The organism is Mangrovibacter phragmitis (assembly GCF_040429585.1).
Classification (GTDB): domain Bacteria; phylum Pseudomonadota; class Gammaproteobacteria; order Enterobacterales; family Enterobacteriaceae; genus Mangrovibacter; species Mangrovibacter phragmitis.
On record NZ_CP134782.1, the window covers coordinates 4,728,127 to 4,744,447 of the forward strand.

13 protein-coding genes are annotated in these 16,321 nt (G+C 50.9%); 11 read left to right on the top strand and 2 right to left on the bottom strand.

Annotated features, from left to right (window positions below; translation table 11 throughout):
* Positions 1 to 41: 41 nt before the first annotated feature.
* The 4 genes from araD (at position 42) to rluA (ending at position 6,922) form a co-directional block, all read left to right on the top strand.
* The gene (gene araD, locus MPHASIOC01_RS22810; protein WP_353613342.1) at positions 42 to 737 is read left to right on the top strand and encodes an L-ribulose-5-phosphate 4-epimerase; all 696 of its coding nucleotides are present in this window, start codon (positions 42 to 44) and stop codon (positions 735 to 737) included.
* Between the two features lie 92 nt (positions 738 to 829).
* Positions 830 to 3,190, top strand: a complete 2,361-nt coding sequence (gene polB / locus MPHASIOC01_RS22815; RefSeq protein ID WP_353613343.1) for a DNA polymerase II — start codon at positions 830 to 832, stop codon at positions 3,188 to 3,190.
* A 155-nt stretch (positions 3,191 to 3,345) separates the two neighbouring features.
* Positions 3,346 to 6,252, top strand: a complete 2,907-nt coding sequence (gene rapA, locus MPHASIOC01_RS22820; RefSeq protein ID WP_353613344.1) for an RNA polymerase-associated protein RapA — start codon at positions 3,346 to 3,348, stop codon at positions 6,250 to 6,252.
* Between the two features lie 13 nt (positions 6,253 to 6,265).
* Positions 6,266 to 6,922 (top strand): bifunctional tRNA pseudouridine(32) synthase/23S rRNA pseudouridine(746) synthase RluA, encoded by a 657-nt coding sequence (gene rluA / locus MPHASIOC01_RS22825; protein WP_064598754.1) that lies wholly within the window; start codon positions 6,266 to 6,268, stop codon positions 6,920 to 6,922.
* 222 nt (positions 6,923 to 7,144) lie between these two features.
* On the opposite strand, the gene djlA is transcribed toward rluA, so the two are convergent.
* The gene (gene djlA / locus MPHASIOC01_RS22830; RefSeq protein ID WP_064598752.1) at positions 7,145 to 7,963 is read right to left on the bottom strand and encodes a co-chaperone DjlA; all 819 of its coding nucleotides are present in this window, start codon (positions 7,961 to 7,963) and stop codon (positions 7,145 to 7,147) included.
* A 183-nt stretch (positions 7,964 to 8,146) separates the two neighbouring features.
* On the opposite strand from djlA, the gene lptD reads away from it, so the two are divergent.
* The 6 genes from lptD to apaH are packed head-to-tail and all read left to right on the top strand — an operon-like array spanning position 8,147 to position 14,894.
* Positions 8,147 to 10,507: an LPS assembly protein LptD gene (lptD, locus tag MPHASIOC01_RS22835; RefSeq protein WP_353613345.1), complete on the top strand. Its 2,361-nt coding sequence runs from the start codon at positions 8,147 to 8,149 to the stop codon at positions 10,505 to 10,507.
* 55 nt (positions 10,508 to 10,562) lie between these two features.
* Positions 10,563 to 11,855, top strand: coding sequence for a peptidylprolyl isomerase SurA (surA, locus tag MPHASIOC01_RS22840; RefSeq protein WP_353613346.1), 1,293 nt, complete (start codon positions 10,563 to 10,565; stop codon positions 11,853 to 11,855).
* Between the two features lie 13 nt (positions 11,856 to 11,868).
* On the top strand, positions 11,869 to 12,855 hold the full coding sequence (pdxA, locus tag MPHASIOC01_RS22845) for a 4-hydroxythreonine-4-phosphate dehydrogenase PdxA (protein WP_064598746.1): 987 nt from the start codon (positions 11,869 to 11,871) through the stop codon (positions 12,853 to 12,855).
* Positions 12,852 to 13,673: a 16S rRNA (adenine(1518)-N(6)/adenine(1519)-N(6))-dimethyltransferase RsmA gene (rsmA, locus tag MPHASIOC01_RS22850; RefSeq protein WP_064598744.1), complete on the top strand. Its 822-nt coding sequence runs from the start codon at positions 12,852 to 12,854 to the stop codon at positions 13,671 to 13,673. Before pdxA ends, rsmA begins: the two co-directional genes overlap by 4 nt.
* A 3-nt stretch (positions 13,674 to 13,676) precedes the next feature.
* Positions 13,677 to 14,054: a Co2+/Mg2+ efflux protein ApaG gene (apaG, locus tag MPHASIOC01_RS22855; RefSeq protein WP_036106296.1), complete on the top strand. Its 378-nt coding sequence runs from the start codon at positions 13,677 to 13,679 to the stop codon at positions 14,052 to 14,054.
* A 6-nt stretch (positions 14,055 to 14,060) separates the two neighbouring features.
* The gene (gene apaH, locus MPHASIOC01_RS22860) at positions 14,061 to 14,894 is read left to right on the top strand and encodes a bis(5'-nucleosyl)-tetraphosphatase (symmetrical) ApaH (RefSeq protein WP_064598742.1); all 834 of its coding nucleotides are present in this window, start codon (positions 14,061 to 14,063) and stop codon (positions 14,892 to 14,894) included.
* Between the two features lie 81 nt (positions 14,895 to 14,975).
* Here the strand turns inward: apaH and folA are convergent, their stop codons facing one another.
* On the bottom strand, positions 14,976 to 15,455 hold the full coding sequence (folA, locus tag MPHASIOC01_RS22865) for a type 3 dihydrofolate reductase (protein WP_064598740.1): 480 nt from the start codon (positions 15,453 to 15,455) through the stop codon (positions 14,976 to 14,978).
* 231 nt (positions 15,456 to 15,686) lie between these two features.
* On the opposite strand from folA, the gene MPHASIOC01_RS22870 reads away from it, so the two are divergent.
* Complete coding sequence (locus tag MPHASIOC01_RS22870; RefSeq protein ID WP_064598738.1) at positions 15,687 to 16,301, top strand: LysE family transporter; 615 nt, start codon at positions 15,687 to 15,689, stop codon at positions 16,299 to 16,301.
* Positions 16,302 to 16,321: the final 20 nt, after the last annotated feature.

Sequence of the window (16,321 nt, forward strand, 5' to 3'; positions counted from 1 at the left end):
CCAGCCTTAGGGTTGGCCCTTCTTTTCTCTGGAGGATAACAATGCTTGAAGAATTAAAACGTCAGGTACTTGAAGCCAACCTGGCTTTGCCTGAACACAATCTGGTTACCCTGACATGGGGTAATGTCAGTGCGGTTGACCGCGAAGCCGGTGTTTTTATTATTAAGCCCTCAGGGGTGGATTACACCGTGATGAAAGCTGAAGATATGGTGGTCGTGAGTCTGGAAACTGGCGAAGTAGTTGAAGGAAATAAGAAACCTTCCTCAGATACCCCAACTCACCGCATCCTGTATCAGCAATTCCCTGATATTGGCGGTATCGTTCATACCCACTCACGCCATGCCACTATTTGGTCACAAGCTGGCCAAAGCATTCCGGCGACAGGCACCACTCATGCGGACTATTTTTACGGTTCAATCCCCTGCACCCGTAAAATGACCGACGACGAAATCAATAGTGACTATGAGTGGCAAACTGGCGAGGTTATTGTGGAAACCTTCCGTCAACACGGTACCGACCCAAACCAGATGCCAGGTGTACTGGTGCACTCCCATGGGCCTTTCGCCTGGGGTAAAAATGCGCTGGATGCCGTACACAACGCCATTGTGATGGAAGAGGTTGCGTATATGGGCATTTTTTGCCGCCAGTTGGCCCCACAATTACCCGATATGCAGCAAACTCTGCTCGATAAACATTACCTGCGCAAGCATGGGGCCAGGGCGTATTACGGCCAGTAATCACGCTGCCTGCCAGAAATACTGTACATAAATGCAGTGACACTACGGTTTTCAGGGTATACTGAAAACCGTTTATTACGAGGGAAACCTGAGTGTCACAGGCAAGAGCCGGTTTTGTTCTGACCCGGCACTGGCGGGATACCCCGCAAGGTACAGAGATTGAATTTTGGCTGGCAACTGATGCCGGGCCGGTCTGTGCCCGGCTCCCCCACCAGCAATCAACTGCCTTCATTCCAGAATCACAGAGGGCGCGCGCTCAGGCACTGCTGGGCAATGAATCACATCTGCGCTGGGCATCACTGCCGTTAAAGGATTTCCACCACCAGCCCGTGTGTGCGCTCTATTGCCAACAATACCGGCAGTTATTACGCATTGAAAAAGTGCTGCGCGAAGCCGGTATTACAGTCTATGAAGCGGATATTCGCCCCCCCGAACGTTACCTGATGGAACGTTTCATTACCGCGCCAGTCTGGGTTGATGGTGAACACCAGCCACAGCGAATTCACCAGGCAAAAATGAAGCCACACCCCGATTACCGCCCAAATTTACGCTGGGTTTCTCTGGATATCGAAACTAACCGGCATGGCGAGCTTTACTGCATTGGTCTTGAAGGCTGTGGGCTACGCCAGGTATTTATGCTGGGCAACCCACCAGAGCCCCTTGCCCCAACTGATTTTCAACTGACCTTTATTCCTGACAGAGCCGGCCTTATTCACAGCCTGAATCAGTGGATTGCTGAGCATGATCCGGATGTCATTATCGGCTGGAATGTGATTCAGTTCGATTTACGTATCTTGCAAAAACAGGCGGATAAATACGGCGTTCGTCTGCTACCAGGCAGGGAACAGCGTGAAATTGAGTGGCGTGAACATGGCTATAACCAGGGGTATTTTTTCGCACAAATTCCCGGCCGCCTGGTGGTTGACGGTATTGAAGCGCTGAAATCCGCTTTCTGGAGTTTTCCCTCTTTTTCACTGGAATCAGTTGCCCAGGAGTTACTGGGTGAAGGTAAAGACATTGACGATCCCTGGGATCGCATGGCAGAAATAGACCGGCGGTTCCAGCAGGATAAAGTGGCGCTGGCACAATACAATTTAAAAGATTGCGAGCTGGTCACCCGTATTTTCAGGCACACCGACATCATGCCGTTTTTACTGGAACGCGCTGCGGTTAATGGTCTGCAGGCAGACAGGCATGGCGCATCTGTTGCTGCGTTTTGCCATCTCTACTTTCCACGTATGCACCGGGCCGGTTATGTTGCGCCTAACCTGGGGGAAATTCCGCCTCAGGCGAGCCCCGGCGGGTATGTTATGGACTCCAGGCCTGGCCTGTATGACTCGGTGCTGGTTCTGGATTTTAAAAGCCTGTACCCGTCAATTATTCGCACATTTCTTATCGACCCGGTTGGGCTGGTGGAAGGCCAGTTGCATTCTGATGAACAGCATGCGATTGAAGGGTTTCTTGGTGCCTGGTTTTCCCGTGAAAAACATTGCCTGCCTGAAATCGTCAGCCAAATATGGCAAGGCAGGGAGCGAGCCAAACAGCAAAAAAATGCCCCATTGTCGCAGGCGTTGAAAATCCTGATGAATGCATTTTATGGTGTACTGGGTACTTCCGCCTGCCGATTTTTTAACCCCCAACTGGCTTCATCGATTACGATGCGTGGCCATGCCATTATGCGTCAGACCAGAGAACTTATTGAATCACAAGGTTTTGATGTGATTTATGGCGATACAGATTCTACCTTCGTCTGGCTGAAACAAGCGCACAGCGAAGAGGCAGCTGATGCTGCTGGCAGGCGCCTGGTCAGTCTGGTCAATCAGTGGTGGCGTGATCACCTGCGTGAAACGCAACAATTGGAGAGTGTGCTGGAACTGGAATACGAAACCCATTACAGCCGTTTTCTGATGCCCACAATTCGCGGTGCCGAGACGGGGAGTAAAAAACGTTATGCAGGCCTGGTTATACGCGAAGGTAAACAGCAACTGGTGTTTAAAGGGCTGGAAACCGTACGCACAGACTGGACTCCCCTTGCACAAACCTTCCAGAAAAATCTCTATCAACGTGTTTTTCTGCACGAGCCTTATGAAGATTATATTCGCGAGACTATTGCCCGCCTGATGGCTGGCGAACTGGATGACCAACTGGTATACCGTAAGCGGCTGCGTCGGCCACTGGATGATTACCAGAGGAATATTCCTCCTCATGCCAGAGCCGCACGGCTTGCTAACGAATTTGACCGCCGCGCCGGGCGGCCTCCGCGCTATAATGGGCGAGGCACAGTGAAATATGTCTGGACATTACAAGGACCAGAGCCCGCCGGGCTTGCGCAATCGCCACTGGACTATGAACACTACCTTACCCGGCAGCTACAACCTATTGCCGAAGGAATTTTACCTTTCCTTGGTAAGGAGTTTGCTACACTGTTAACGGGGCAACTTGGGTTATTTTGACAGGTGACGAATGCGTTGCCATCCATTACCATAGCGCCCTTTCCGGGTCATATCCCACAACTCATAACCGAATTCTTCAACGTGCCGCCGCCCTGTGCCGACGGCTGTAATGCTATTGCCTGCAACTTTTAGATATACAACAGAGCCGAATATTTATGCCTTTTACACTTGGTCAGCGCTGGATCAGCGATACGGAAAGCGAACTGGGACTGGGAACAGTAGTAGCAATTGATGCCCGCATGGTGACATTATTGTTCCCAGCAACCGGAGAAAATCGTCTGTATGCCAGGAATGACTCCCCCATCACCCGCGTGATGTTTAACCCTGGGGATACCATTACCAGCCATGAGGGCTGGCAGTTAAAAGTGGATGAAGTCAAGGAAGAGAATGGATTACTCGCCTACCTGGGTACCCGTGAAGACACTCAGGAAAGTGGCGTCATACTGCGTGAAGTACTGCTGGACAGTAAACTGGTGTTCAGTAAACCACAGGATCGCCTGTTTGCCGGCCAAATTGACCGCATGGACCGTTTTGCACTGCGCTTTCGTGCCAGGAAATACCAGAGCGAGCAATACCGCATGCCCTGGAGTGGCCTGCGTGGTATGCGCACCAGCCTGATACCACATCAGTTACATATTGCCAACGACGTAGGTCGTCGCCATGCCCCCCGCGTGTTACTTGCCGATGAAGTCGGTCTGGGGAAAACCATTGAAGCCGGTATGATAATTCACCAGCAATTGCTGAGTGGCGCTGCTGAACGTGTGTTGATCATTGTCCCGGAAACCCTGCAACATCAGTGGCTGGTGGAAATGCTGCGCCGCTTTAACCTGCGGTTTGCGTTGTTTGACGATGAGCGATACGCAGAAGCGCAACACGACAGCGAGAACCCGTTTTATACCGAACAACTGATTATTTGCTCACTGGACTTTGTGCGCCGCAACAAGCAGCGTCTGGAAAACCTGTGCGAAGCCGAGTGGGATTTAATGGTGGTGGATGAAGCTCACCATTTGGTATGGAGCGAAGAAGCCCCAAGCCGCGAATACCAGGTAATTGAGCAGCTGGCTGAACGCGTACCAGGCGTGCTGTTATTAACTGCAACCCCAGAGCAGCTTGGCATGCAAAGCCATTTTGCCCGCCTGCGCCTGTTAGACCCAAGCCGTTTTCATGATTACGAAGCATTTGTTGCCGAGCAAAATAACTTCCGCCCGGTTGCCGATGCCGTTTCTCTGTTACTTGAAGGTAACCATCTGAGTGATGAAAGCCTCAATACACTGAGCGAACTGATTGGCGAACAGGATATCGAACCGTTACTGAAAGCGGCTAATAGTGGTGGCGAAAGCAGTGAAGCAGCCCGCCAGGAACTGGTTTCCATGCTGACAGACCGCCACGGCACCAGCCGGGTGCTGTTCCGTAACACCCGCAGCAGTGTGAAAGGCTTTCCACAGCGTGAACTCCATACTATTCGTCTGCCATTACCCACTCAGTATCAAACGGCTATAAAAGTCTCTGGCATTATGAGTGCGCGTAAAACGGCGGAAGAACGTGCGCGCGACATGCTCTACCCGGAACAGATTTACCAGGAATTTGAAGGCGACAGCGGCACCTGGTGGAACTTTGACCCGCGGGTTGACTGGCTGATGGGATACCTCACCAGCCATCGCTCACAAAAAGTTCTGGTTATTTGCGCCAAAGCAGCGACAGCACTGCAACTGGAGCAGGTGTTACGTGAACGTGAAGGGATCCGCGCAGCCGTCTTCCATGAAGGTATGTCAATTATTGAACGTGACCGTGCAGCCGCCTGGTTTGCTGAGGAAGATACCGGCGCACAGGTGCTGTTATGCTCGGAAATTGGTTCTGAAGGGCGTAACTTCCAGTTTGCCAGCAACATGGTGATGTTTGACCTGCCATTTAACCCTGATTTACTTGAACAGCGCATCGGGCGTCTGGATCGTATTGGCCAGGCACACGACATCCAGATTCACGTCCCATATCTGGAAAATACCGCGCAATCCATTCTGGTCCGCTGGTATCACGAAGGGCTGGATGCTTTTGAACATACCTGCCCAACTGGCCGCGCCATTTACGATGACGTCTGTGAATCACTGATTGGCTACCTGGCAGCACCCGAAAACGAAGAAGGCTTTGCTGAGCTGATTCACCGCTGCCGCACCCAGCATGACGCACTGAAAACCCAGTTAGAACAGGGCCGTGACCGCCTGCTGGAGATTCACTCCAACGGTGGCGAAAAAGCCCAGGCGCTGGCCAATGAAATCGCCGAACAGGATGATGATACTGCGCTGGTGAATTTTGCCATGAACCTGTTCGACATTATTGGCATCAACCAGGATGACAAAGGCGATAACATGATTATCCTGACGCCATCTGACCATATGCTGGTACCAGATTTCCCGGGCTTGCCTGAAGATGGCTGCACGATTACCTTCAGCCGCGATGTCGCGCTTTCCCGTGAAGATGCGCAATTCATCACCTGGGAGCATCCTTTAATTCGTAATGGACTCGATCTGATTCTGTCTGGCGATACCGGCAGTTGCGCGCTTTCCTTACTGAAAAACAAAGCACTGCCCGTTGGCACCCTGCTGGTCGAAATGGTGTATGTCGTTGAAGCCAAAGCACCCAGACAACTTCAGTTGCAGCGTTTCCTGCCACCGACCCCAGTACGTATGCTGTTGGACAAAAATGGCACCAACCTGGCAGCGCAGGTGGAATTCGAAAGCTTTAACCGCCAGTTAAGCGCAGTGAACCGCCACACCAGCAGCAAGCTTATCAATGCCGTCCAGCAGGATGTACACGGGATTTTGCAGCATGGCGAAGAGCAAGTAGGGAAAGCGGCACAGGCGTTAATCGATGCGGCGAGAAAAGAGGCTGACGATAAACTGTCTGCCGAGTTATCACGCCTTGAGGCGTTGAAAGCCATTAACCCCAATATTCGCGACGACGAACTGAGTGCCATTGAAGATAACCGCCAGCAAGTACTGGAGAGTTTGTCCGAAGCCTCATGGCGGCTCGACGCGCTGCGCCTGATTGTGGTCACACACCAGTAAGGAAATGACAACGATGCTGGAGTTTTACTCTCCGCCGCAAGACCCGTGGCTGGTCATTCTGTATCAGGATGAGCATATTATGGTGGTGAACAAGCCATCCGGGCTGCTTTCCGTACCCGGACGGCTGGAAGAACACAAAGACAGCGTAATGACACGGATTCAGCGCGATTATCCCACTGCCGAATCTGTTCACCGGCTCGATATGGCCACCAGCGGTGTTATCGCTGTGGCGTTAACCAAATCGGCGGAGCGTGAACTCAAGCGTCAGTTTCGGGAACGTGAGCCAAAGAAACAGTATGTGGCCCGAATTTGGGGGCATCCGGAGAAAGCGGAAGGCATCGTTGATTTACCACTGATTTGTGACTGGCCTAACCGCCCCAAACAAAAAGTCTGCTTTGAAACGGGTAAACCCGCACAAACTGAATATGAAGTAGTGGAGTATGCGCCAGATATGACGGCCAGAGTGATTCTGCGCCCCATTACCGGGCGCTCGCACCAGTTGCGTGTTCATATGCAGGCGCTGGGGCACCCGATTCTGGGTGATAAGTTTTATGCCACGCCCGAAGCCCGGGCAATGGCGACGCGCTTATTGTTACACGCAGAATCGCTGACCATTACACACCCGGCTTTTGGCAACAGCATGACATTCCGGGCGCTTGCAGACTTCTGACCCACAGCCCGGTTAACCACCGGGCTGAGTCTGATGACAAACCTCATGTCCGCACAGAACCAGAGGGTGTCACCCGATAAAAAACCAGGAAAATCAATTCATTGATTTTCGCCCGCTAACTAAAAAGAAGGAAAAACCACGCTTTTTCCTTCTTTTTCATCAATCTGAGCCCGGCTGACTACCGGGCTATTTTACTTCTGCCAGGGTTGAAAAACCGCCAGGCTAGCGAAACCCTTTTTCTTTTTTGATCAAATCATAAGCCTGCTGAATTTCCTGGGCTTTCTGTTTAGCCATTTGCATCATCTGCTTCGGCAGCCCTTTCGCCACCAGCTTGTCCGGATGGTGTTCACTCATCAATTTACGGTACGCCCGCTTGATTGTTGTCGCATCATCAGATGATTTCACCCCGAGGACATTGCATGCATCCTGCAAAGTCGGCCCACGTTGCGTTTGCTGGTAGCCGCCCTGCTGCCCGGAAGAAGAGTGCTGATACCCGCCACCAAATTGTGCCCCGCCCTGCATCATGCGCAAAAACTGGTCAAACTGTAGCCGGGAGATCCCCAGTTCTTCAGCAATTACATACAGAACATCGCGCTCTTTCGGGTGCAACGAGCCATCGGCAAAAGCAGCCTGAATCTGAATTTCCAGAAACATCCGAATCAGGTCAAAACGACCAAAACATACGCTGCGCAGTTGTGTCATTTTATCACGCAGCGGGTAAGAGGCACCTTTACCGACGCGAAATGCATGCTGAGCAGCCACCCGCGAGTCACCATGCAATTGCATCCGCTCCATTAATTGTGACGCAACATGGATATCTGCTTCCGTTACACGTCCTTTGGCCTTGGTCAAATGCCCCATCACCTCAAACGTGGTGTTGAAGAACATCGACTGCCGCTGTTGCTGACTGGTAAACCAGGCAGAGCGCATGCGCATGCGGTCAAATAAGTGACCAATCAGCAAACCGCCAATTGCGCCCCAAAACCCGCCGCCGAAGATGATTCCCAGCGCAATGCCAATCACTTTTCCCCAATACTGCATATACTCCCCAAATGGTCATGCTGTCAGACCGAAATTCATTTATCATACCTGTCATTCATAACTGAGCCTAATAACAGGCGTGTAAACAGGCTGGATTAACACTGGCACTATGATAACGACTACGTTAGTCTCTCTCCGTTTGCCTACGCTTAGTCCCTGATGACAGAACAACGAAAAACACGTATGAAAAAACGTATTCCCACCTTGCTGGCAACCCTTATCGGTTCGGCTTTGTACAGCCAACAAGGATTTACCGCCGATCTCGCATCACAGTGCATGCTGGGTGTGCCCAGTTATAATCGCCCGTTGGTTCAGGGCGATACTAATGATCTGCCCGTAACAATCAATGCCGATCATGCAAAAGGTAATTATCCTGACAACGCGACTTTCACCGGAAATGTTGACATTGCACAGGGTAACAGCCGCCTGCAATCTGACGAAGTACAACTTCATCAAAAACAGGTGGAAGGTCAAACTACACCGGTCAGGACTGTCGATGCACTGGGTAATGTGCACTATGATGACAATCAGATCATCCTGAAAGGTCCGAAAGCGTGGTCTAACCTCAACACTAAAGACACAAATGTCTGGGATGGCGATTATCAAATGGTCGGGCGGCAGGGCCGTGGTACAGCCGACCTGATGAAACAGCGTGACAATAATCGCTATACCATTCTGGAAAATGGCACCTTCACCTCTTGTCTGCCAGGCTCCAATACCTGGAGCATTCAAGGCAGTGAAGTCATCCAGGACCGCCAGGAACAGGTTGCTGAAATTTGGAACGCCCGCTTTAAACTGGGCCCGGTGCCGGTATTTTACAGCCCGTATCTGCAACTGCCTATTGGCGATAAACGCCGTTCGGGTTTCCTTATCCCAAATGCGAAATATAGCTCTACCAACGGGTTTGAGTTTTCACTCCCTTATTACTGGAATATCGCGCCTAACTTTGATGCCACCATCACGCCGCATTACATGGAAAAGCGCGGTAATATCCAGTGGCAGAACGAATTTCGTTATTTAACACAAGCCGGGGCTGGTCTGGTCGAATTTGACTACCTGCCATCCGATAGTGTTTACCAGAATGATTACCCCAGTGAAAATAACAAGCACCGCTGGTTATTCTACTGGAACCACTCCGGTGTACTGGACCAGGTGTGGCGCTTTAACGTCGATTACACCAAAGTGAGCGACCCTCATTACTTTAACAATTTCGACTCCCAATACGGTTCCAGTACGGATGGTTACGCCACCCAGATTTTCAGCGTGGGTTACGCAGTACAAAACTTTGATGCCACATTATCAACAAAACAGTTCCAGGTCTTCGACACAGCCAGTAGTAACTCTTACCGTGCGGAGCCGCAGTTGGACCTTAACTTCTACCAAAATGATGTTGGGCCGTTCGATACCCATCTGTATGCCCAGGCGGTGAAGTTCACCAACGTGAACAGCAACTACCCGGAAGCAACTCGCCTGCATATTGAACCGACTATCGACCTGCCGTTGTCCAATGATTGGGGTAGCCTGGATACCGAAGCGAAACTACTGGCGACTCACTACCAGCAGACCAATCTTGATGTATACCGCACTTATGCTGGTAACAGTGCGACATCTCTGGCACTCAAAGACAATGTTAACCGGGTAATGCCGCAGTTTAAGGTTGACGGGAAAATGGTTTTCGAGCGGAATATGGACTGGAGCCAGGGGTATACCCAAACACTGGAACCACGCGCACAGTATCTGTACGTTCCTTATCGCGATCAAAGCCATATCTACAACTACGATTCCGCTTTCCTGCAATCTGACTATACGGGTCTGTTCCGCGACCGGACTTATGGTGGTCTGGACCGCATCGCGTCAGCAAACCAGGTGTCGACTGGTGTCACAACCCGTATTTATGATGAAAATTCAGTGGAACGTTTTAACGCTTCTGTTGGTCAAATCTACTATTTCACCCGTTCCCGTACTGGCGATGACAACATCAACTGGGAAAATAATGACCACCAGACTGGGGCGGTTGTCTGGGCCGGTGACTCCTACTGGCGTATTTCAAACCGTTGGGGATTACGGGGGGGCGTAGAGTATGATACCCGTATGGAAAACGTAGCGACCGGGAGCAGTTCACTGGAATACCGCCAGGATGCTGACCGGATGGTACAGTTTACTTACCGTTATGCCAGCCCGGAATATATTCAGGCAACACTGCCAGCTTACTCAACCAGCGAGCAGTATGAAAACGGGATTTCTCAGGTGGGAATGGCTGCAAGTTGGCCAATCGTTGATCGCTGGTCTGTTGTCGGTGCGTACTACTACGATACCAAAGCAAGCCAACCAGCTGACCAAATGCTGGCTTTGCAATATAACTCCTGCTGCTACGCAATTCGCGTTGGCTATGAAAGGAAAATTAATGGTTGGCAGAACAACCAAAGTAAGTATGACAACGTGATTGGTTTCAACATTGAATTGCGTGGGCTGAGTTCTAACTATGGCCTTGGCACGCATCAAATGTTGCGCTCCAACATTCTGCCGTATCAAAGCTCACTGTAGTCTTGATTGATTTGAAACATAATCCGCATTGCGGTTAATCAGAAATGGAAAACCTATGATGAACTGGAGAACGCTGCTTCCTGGTATCGCGCTGGCCCTGTTGGTGAATACCGGTTTTGCAGCTCCACAAGTTGTTGATAAAGTGGTGGCTGTTGTCAATAACGGCGTAGTACTGGAAAGTGATGTTGACGGACTGATGAAGTCCGTAAAAATGAACGCAGGTGAAGCCGGGCAACAACTTCCTGACGACAACACCCTTCGCCACCAGATCCTCGAAAGACTCATCATGGATCAGATAGTGCTGCAGATGGGCCAGAAAATGGGCATTAAAATCAGCGATGAGCAACTGGATCAGGCCATTGCTAATATTGCCCAGCAAAACCATATGACGATGGACCAACTGCGTAGCCGTCTGGCCTATGACGGCATGAACTACAACACATACCGTGCGCAGATCCGTAAAGAAATGCTTATTTCTGAAGTGCGTAATAACGAAGTACGCCGTCGTATCACTATCCTGCCTCAGGAAGTGGATGCACTGGCAAAACAAATAGGCAACCAGAATGATGCCAGCACTGAACTTAATCTGAGCCAGATCCTGATCCCATTACCTGAAAACCCAACCGCCGAGCAAGTCAGCCAGGCACAAAGCCAGGCTGAAGATATTATCAGTCAGGCGCGTAACGGTGCCGACTTTGCCAAACTGGCAATTACCTATTCCGCCGATCAGCAGGCACTGAAAGGTGGGCAAATGGGCTGGGGGCGTATTCAGGAACTCCCCTCGATTTTTGCTCAGGCACTCAGCACAGCGAAGAAAGGCGATATTATTGGCCCGATTCGTTCCGGTGTGGGTTTCCACATCCTGAAAGTGAACGATATCCGTGGGCAGTCCCAGAATATTTCTGTCACGGAAGTCCATGCGCGCCATATTTTGATTAAAACTTCTCCTATCATGAGCGATGCGCAGGCGCGTGCAAAACTGGAACAAATTGCTGCAGATATCCGTAGCGGGAAAACAACCTTTGCCGCGGCTGCACGGGCGAACTCTGATGATCCTGGTTCAGCAAACCAGGGTGGCGACCTGGGCTGGTCCTCTCCTGACGCTTACGACCCGGCTTTCCGCGATGCTTTGATGCACCTGCAAAAAGGGCAAATTAGCCAGCCAGTCCACTCTTCTTTTGGCTGGCACCTGATTGAACTTCTGGATACCCGTCGTGTGGATAAAACTGATGAAGCACAAAAAGACAGGGCCTATCGTATGCTGTTCAACCGTAAGTTCTCAGAAGAAGCGGCAACCTGGATGCAGGAACAACGCGCCAGCGCGTATGTGAAAATCCTGGATAATTAATCTGGATATTTAAGTGAAAATAGCACGAGTAGTGATCACTCCCGGCGAGCCTGCCGGGATTGGCCCTGATTTAGTTGCCGAACTGGCGCAACGGGCCTGGCCAGTTGAACTGGTTGTTTGCGCAGACCCTGAACTGTTATTGTCCCGGGCTCGGGCACTGAACCTGCCGCTGGTACTACGCAATTATCAGGCTAATGAAGCACCACTGCCCCAACAAGCTGGTTCACTGACTTGTTTGCCTGTTTCCTTGCATACACCGTCTCTTCCCGGACACCTTGCTAAAGACAATGGCCCTTATGTCACTGAAACACTCGCCCGGGCGGCGCAAGGGTGCATTGAGGGTGAGTTTTCAGCACTGGTAACCGGCCCGGTGCATAAAGGCGTTATCAATGACGCGGGCATTCCTTTCACTGGTCATACAGAATTCTTCCAGATGCAGGCAGGCTGTGAAAAAGTGGTCATGATGCTGGCGACAGAATCATTACGTGTCGCACTGGCGACCACCCACTTGCCGCTCAAAGCCGTCAGCGATGCCATTACGGCTGACTCACTCCACCAGGTTATTGCTATTTTGCACCATGACCTGCGTACTAAATTCGGTATCGCTCAGCCACGTATTCTGGTGTGTGGGCTCAATCCTCACGCGGGTGAAGGTGGGCATATGGGCACTGAAGAAATAGAAACCATTGCACCTGTGCTTGATGGCCTGCGTGCACAAGGCATGAAACTGGAAGGCCCACTCCCCGCAGACACACTTTTTCAGCCTAAGTACCTCGATAATGCAGATGCTGTCCTGGCTATGTATCACGATCAGGGTCTGCCCGTGCTAAAATATCAGGGATTTGGCCGTGCGGTGAATATCACCCTGGGCTTACCTTTTATTCGCACATCTGTTGATCACGGCACCGCGCTGGACCTGGCCGGTACCGGGAAAGCAGATGTCGGTAGTTTTATCACGGCGCTTAATCTCGCCATTACCATGATTACAAAGAGTCAATGAATAATCGCGTCCATCAGGGGCATTTAGCCCGTAAACGTTTTGGGCAAAACTTCCTCAATGATCAATTTATTATTGAAAGTATTGTTTCTGCCATCAATCCACAAAAAGGCCAGGCACTGGTCGAAATCGGCCCTGGTTTGGGCGCTCTGACAGAGCCCGTTGGTGAACGGCTGGATGCACTGACTGTTGTTGAGCTGGACAGGGATCTTGCTGCCCGTCTGCAAACACACCCTTTCCTTGCGCCAAAACTAACCATTTACCAGCAAGACGCCATGACGATGGACTTTGCTGAACTGGCTAAAAAACAAGGACAGGCGTTACGTGTATTCGGCAACCTGCCATATAACATTTCTACGCCGCTTATGTTCCACCTGTTTAGCTATACTGATGCCATTGCTGACATGCACTTTATGCTGCAAAAAGAAGTAGTCAACCGCCTGGTTGCAGGCCCTGGCACGAAAGCGTATGGTCGGTTAAGTGTAATGGCGCAATATTACTGCAAGGTTATTCCGGTGCTCGAAGTACCACCAGGCGCATTCACACCACCACCTAAGGTGGATTCCGCCGTGGTCAGGCTGGTTCCGCATGCAACATTGCCCCATCCAGTCAAGGCACTGAATATCCTGAACCGGATTACTACCGCAGCCTTCAACCAAAGAAGGAAAACATTGCGCAACAGCTTAGGCAATTTGTTCTCGCCAGAGACATTGGCTGAACTGGGTGTGGATTCCGCGCTGCGGGCTGAAAATGTCTCCGTTGCCCAATATTGCCAGATGGCTAATTTTTTAGCTGAAAATCCCCCATCGCAGGAGAGTTAAGCTATGACAGCATCGCCCCGTGTTTGTGTGCAGGTACAGAGTGTTTATGTCGAATCGCAATCATCCCCGGAAGATGAGCGCTTTGTTTTTGCATATACCGTTACCATCCGCAATTTGGGGCGAGAGCCTGTGCAATTGCTTGGCCGTTATTGGTTAATCACTAACGGTCATGGGCGCGAAACCGAAGTGCAGGGCGAAGGTGTTGTTGGTGAACAACCGCATATTGACCCAGGCAGTGAATACCAGTACACCAGCGGTGCTGTTATCGAAACCCCTTTAGGCACGATGGAAGGACATTATGAAATGATTGATGCCAATGGTAATGCTTTCCGCCTTGCTATTCCTGTTTTCCGCCTGGCCGTTCCAACTCTGATACATTAAGCGCCTATGTCCACATACATAATTGGTGATGTTCACGGCTGTTATGATGAGCTGATAGCCTTACTCAACCAGGTGAACTTCAGGCCAGAAGCCGATACGTTGTGGTTAACGGGGGATCTGGTTGCCCGTGGTCCGAAGTCTTTAGAGGTTTTGCGCTACGTCCGTAATCTGGGCGACAGTGTGCGCATTGTGCTCGGTAATCACGACTTGCATTTATTGGCAGTCTACGCCGGTATCAGCCGCAATAAGCCCAAAGACCTGGTCACTCCGCTACTGGAAGCGCCTGATGCAGATGCCCTGATTAACTGGCTTCGCCGCCAGCCATTGCTTCAGGTGGATGAAACCAAACAACTGGTTATGGCACATGCAGGCATTACTCCTCAATGGGATTTAGCTACCGCAATCGCCTGTGCCGGCGAGGTATCTGCAGTGCTGTCCAGTGACAGCTACCCTTTGTTCCTTGATGCCATGTATGGCGATATGCCTAATAACTGGTCGCCGCAGCTTACTGGGTTGGCGCGACTGCGCTTTTCAACCAATGCACTGACCAGAATGCGTTATTGTTTTGCCAATGGGCAACTGGATATGTACTGCAAAGATGCGCCAGGCAATGCGCCTTCCCTGCTAAAGCCCTGGTTTTTATTACCCGGGCCGGTACGGGAAGAATACAGTATCGCTTTCGGCCACTGGGCATCACTGGAAGGGCAAGGAACACCAGAAGGCGTGTATGCGCTGGATACTGGCTGTTGCTGGGGTGGGGCATTAACCTGCCTGCGCTGGGAAGATAAAACCTGGTTCCATCAGGCCTCACTACGCCCGGAAATTTCCGACGAGAAATAGACGAGAAATAATAGCAACGCCTGTTTGAGCAAAACGACAGGCGTTGGTTAATTTGCCATAACAACCACTCGGTGAATGGTGTTAATTCCGCTCCAGGATCTCAAAACAGTAACTGTGGCTGTTCTTGTCGTCAGCATCGTGAAACTCACTGAATACCGACTGCCATTCATCCGTTTCATATTCAGGGAAGTGCGTATCGCCCTCCACTTCAGCATCAATATGAGTCAGATACAGGCGATGAGCCATTGGCAGAAACTGCTGGTAAACATGCCCGCCGCCAATCACCATCACTTCAGGATCTTCAGCACACAGCGCAAGCGCTTCTTCTACTGAACTTACCCACAGTACACGGTCATCATTACCCGGAGTACGGCTGAGAACAATGTTCTTGCGCCCGGGCAATGGTCTGCCAATAGACTCCCAGGTTAACCGCCCCATAATAACTGGTTTATTCAATGTATTGCGTTTAAACCACGCCAGATCAGCGGGCAAGTTCCACGGCATGGCATTTTCCATCCCAATAACGCGGTCCACAGCCAGCGCAGCAATCAAACTAATCATGCAGTGCATCCTGAATATTCAAAATTGTCGCCACTATACGGAAAGCCGGGTATTTCGTCACCAGGAGACCCGTGCAAAAAAGCAGAAATATTTTACCCCTGAGCGGTATCCCACAATCCGCTCTGAAGTGTTGCCGGGACTGCATACTGGTGGCAGAAAACCACAAGAGGGCTACCCTTTTTGTTCAGAGGAAGATATAGTGCAGCCGCTATTTTTTACCAGGATACTTCCATGCTTGAAACCACACTGTTTGTGATAACCATTGCCGCTCTTGGTATGCTTTCTCCTGGCCCCGACTTTTTCCTGGTTATCAAAAATGCCGCCCGCTACCCACGTAAAGCAGCACTAATGACCGCACTCGGCGTGATTTGTGGTGTGGTTACACATATGACTTATTGTGTCGCCGGTCTGGCCGTAGTCATCACGACAACACCCTGGCTGTTTGGCTTACTGAAATACGCAGGTGCTGCATACCTTATCTGGGTTGGCCTTCAGGCACTGTTTTCTCGTGGCGGCAGCAAAATGGATTTGAACCAGTTAACACCGCAAAGTACCACACTGCGTAAGGCATTTATTCAGGGGTATCTGTGTAACCTGCTCAACCCCAAAGCGACGTTATTCTTTCTCGCCATGTTTACCCAGGTATTAAATGTACACTCAGGGTTGGGTGAGAAACTGTGGTATGCCGGTATCATTGTGGGATTGACGGTTATCTGGTGGCCACTACTGGTGCTACTAATCCAAAGCGCCCCAGTGCGCAGTGGGCTGGCGAAGGCTCAGAAAGTGGTTGATAAACTGCTCGGCGGCATGCTGCTGGTTCTGGGTATAAAAGTTGCGCTAAGCTGACATCATTCCCCTCTGTGCCA

Excerpts from the sequence above, each read along its gene's own strand:
- araD (WP_353613342.1), top strand. The coding sequence starts at position 42 with ATGCTTGAAGAATTAAAACGTCAGGTACTTGAAGCCAACCTGGCTTTG.
- rapA (WP_353613344.1), top strand. The coding sequence starts at position 3,346 with ATGCCTTTTACACTTGGTCAGCGCTGGATCAGCGATACGGAAAGCGAA.
- rluA (WP_064598754.1), top strand. The coding sequence starts at position 6,266 with ATGCTGGAGTTTTACTCTCCGCCGCAAGACCCGTGGCTGGTCATTCTG.
- djlA (WP_064598752.1), bottom strand. The coding sequence starts at position 7,963 with ATGCAGTATTGGGGAAAAGTGATTGGCATTGCGCTGGGAATCATCTTC.
- lptD (WP_353613345.1), top strand. The coding sequence starts at position 8,147 with ATGAAAAAACGTATTCCCACCTTGCTGGCAACCCTTATCGGTTCGGCT.
- surA (WP_353613346.1), top strand. The coding sequence starts at position 10,563 with ATGATGAACTGGAGAACGCTGCTTCCTGGTATCGCGCTGGCCCTGTTG.
- rsmA (WP_064598744.1), top strand. The coding sequence starts at position 12,852 with ATGAATAATCGCGTCCATCAGGGGCATTTAGCCCGTAAACGTTTTGGG.
- apaG (WP_036106296.1), top strand. The coding sequence starts at position 13,677 with ATGACAGCATCGCCCCGTGTTTGTGTGCAGGTACAGAGTGTTTATGTC.
- apaH (WP_064598742.1), top strand. The coding sequence starts at position 14,061 with ATGTCCACATACATAATTGGTGATGTTCACGGCTGTTATGATGAGCTG.
- folA (WP_064598740.1), bottom strand. The coding sequence starts at position 15,455 with ATGATTAGTTTGATTGCTGCGCTGGCTGTGGACCGCGTTATTGGGATG.
- MPHASIOC01_RS22870 (WP_064598738.1), top strand. The coding sequence starts at position 15,687 with ATGCTTGAAACCACACTGTTTGTGATAACCATTGCCGCTCTTGGTATG.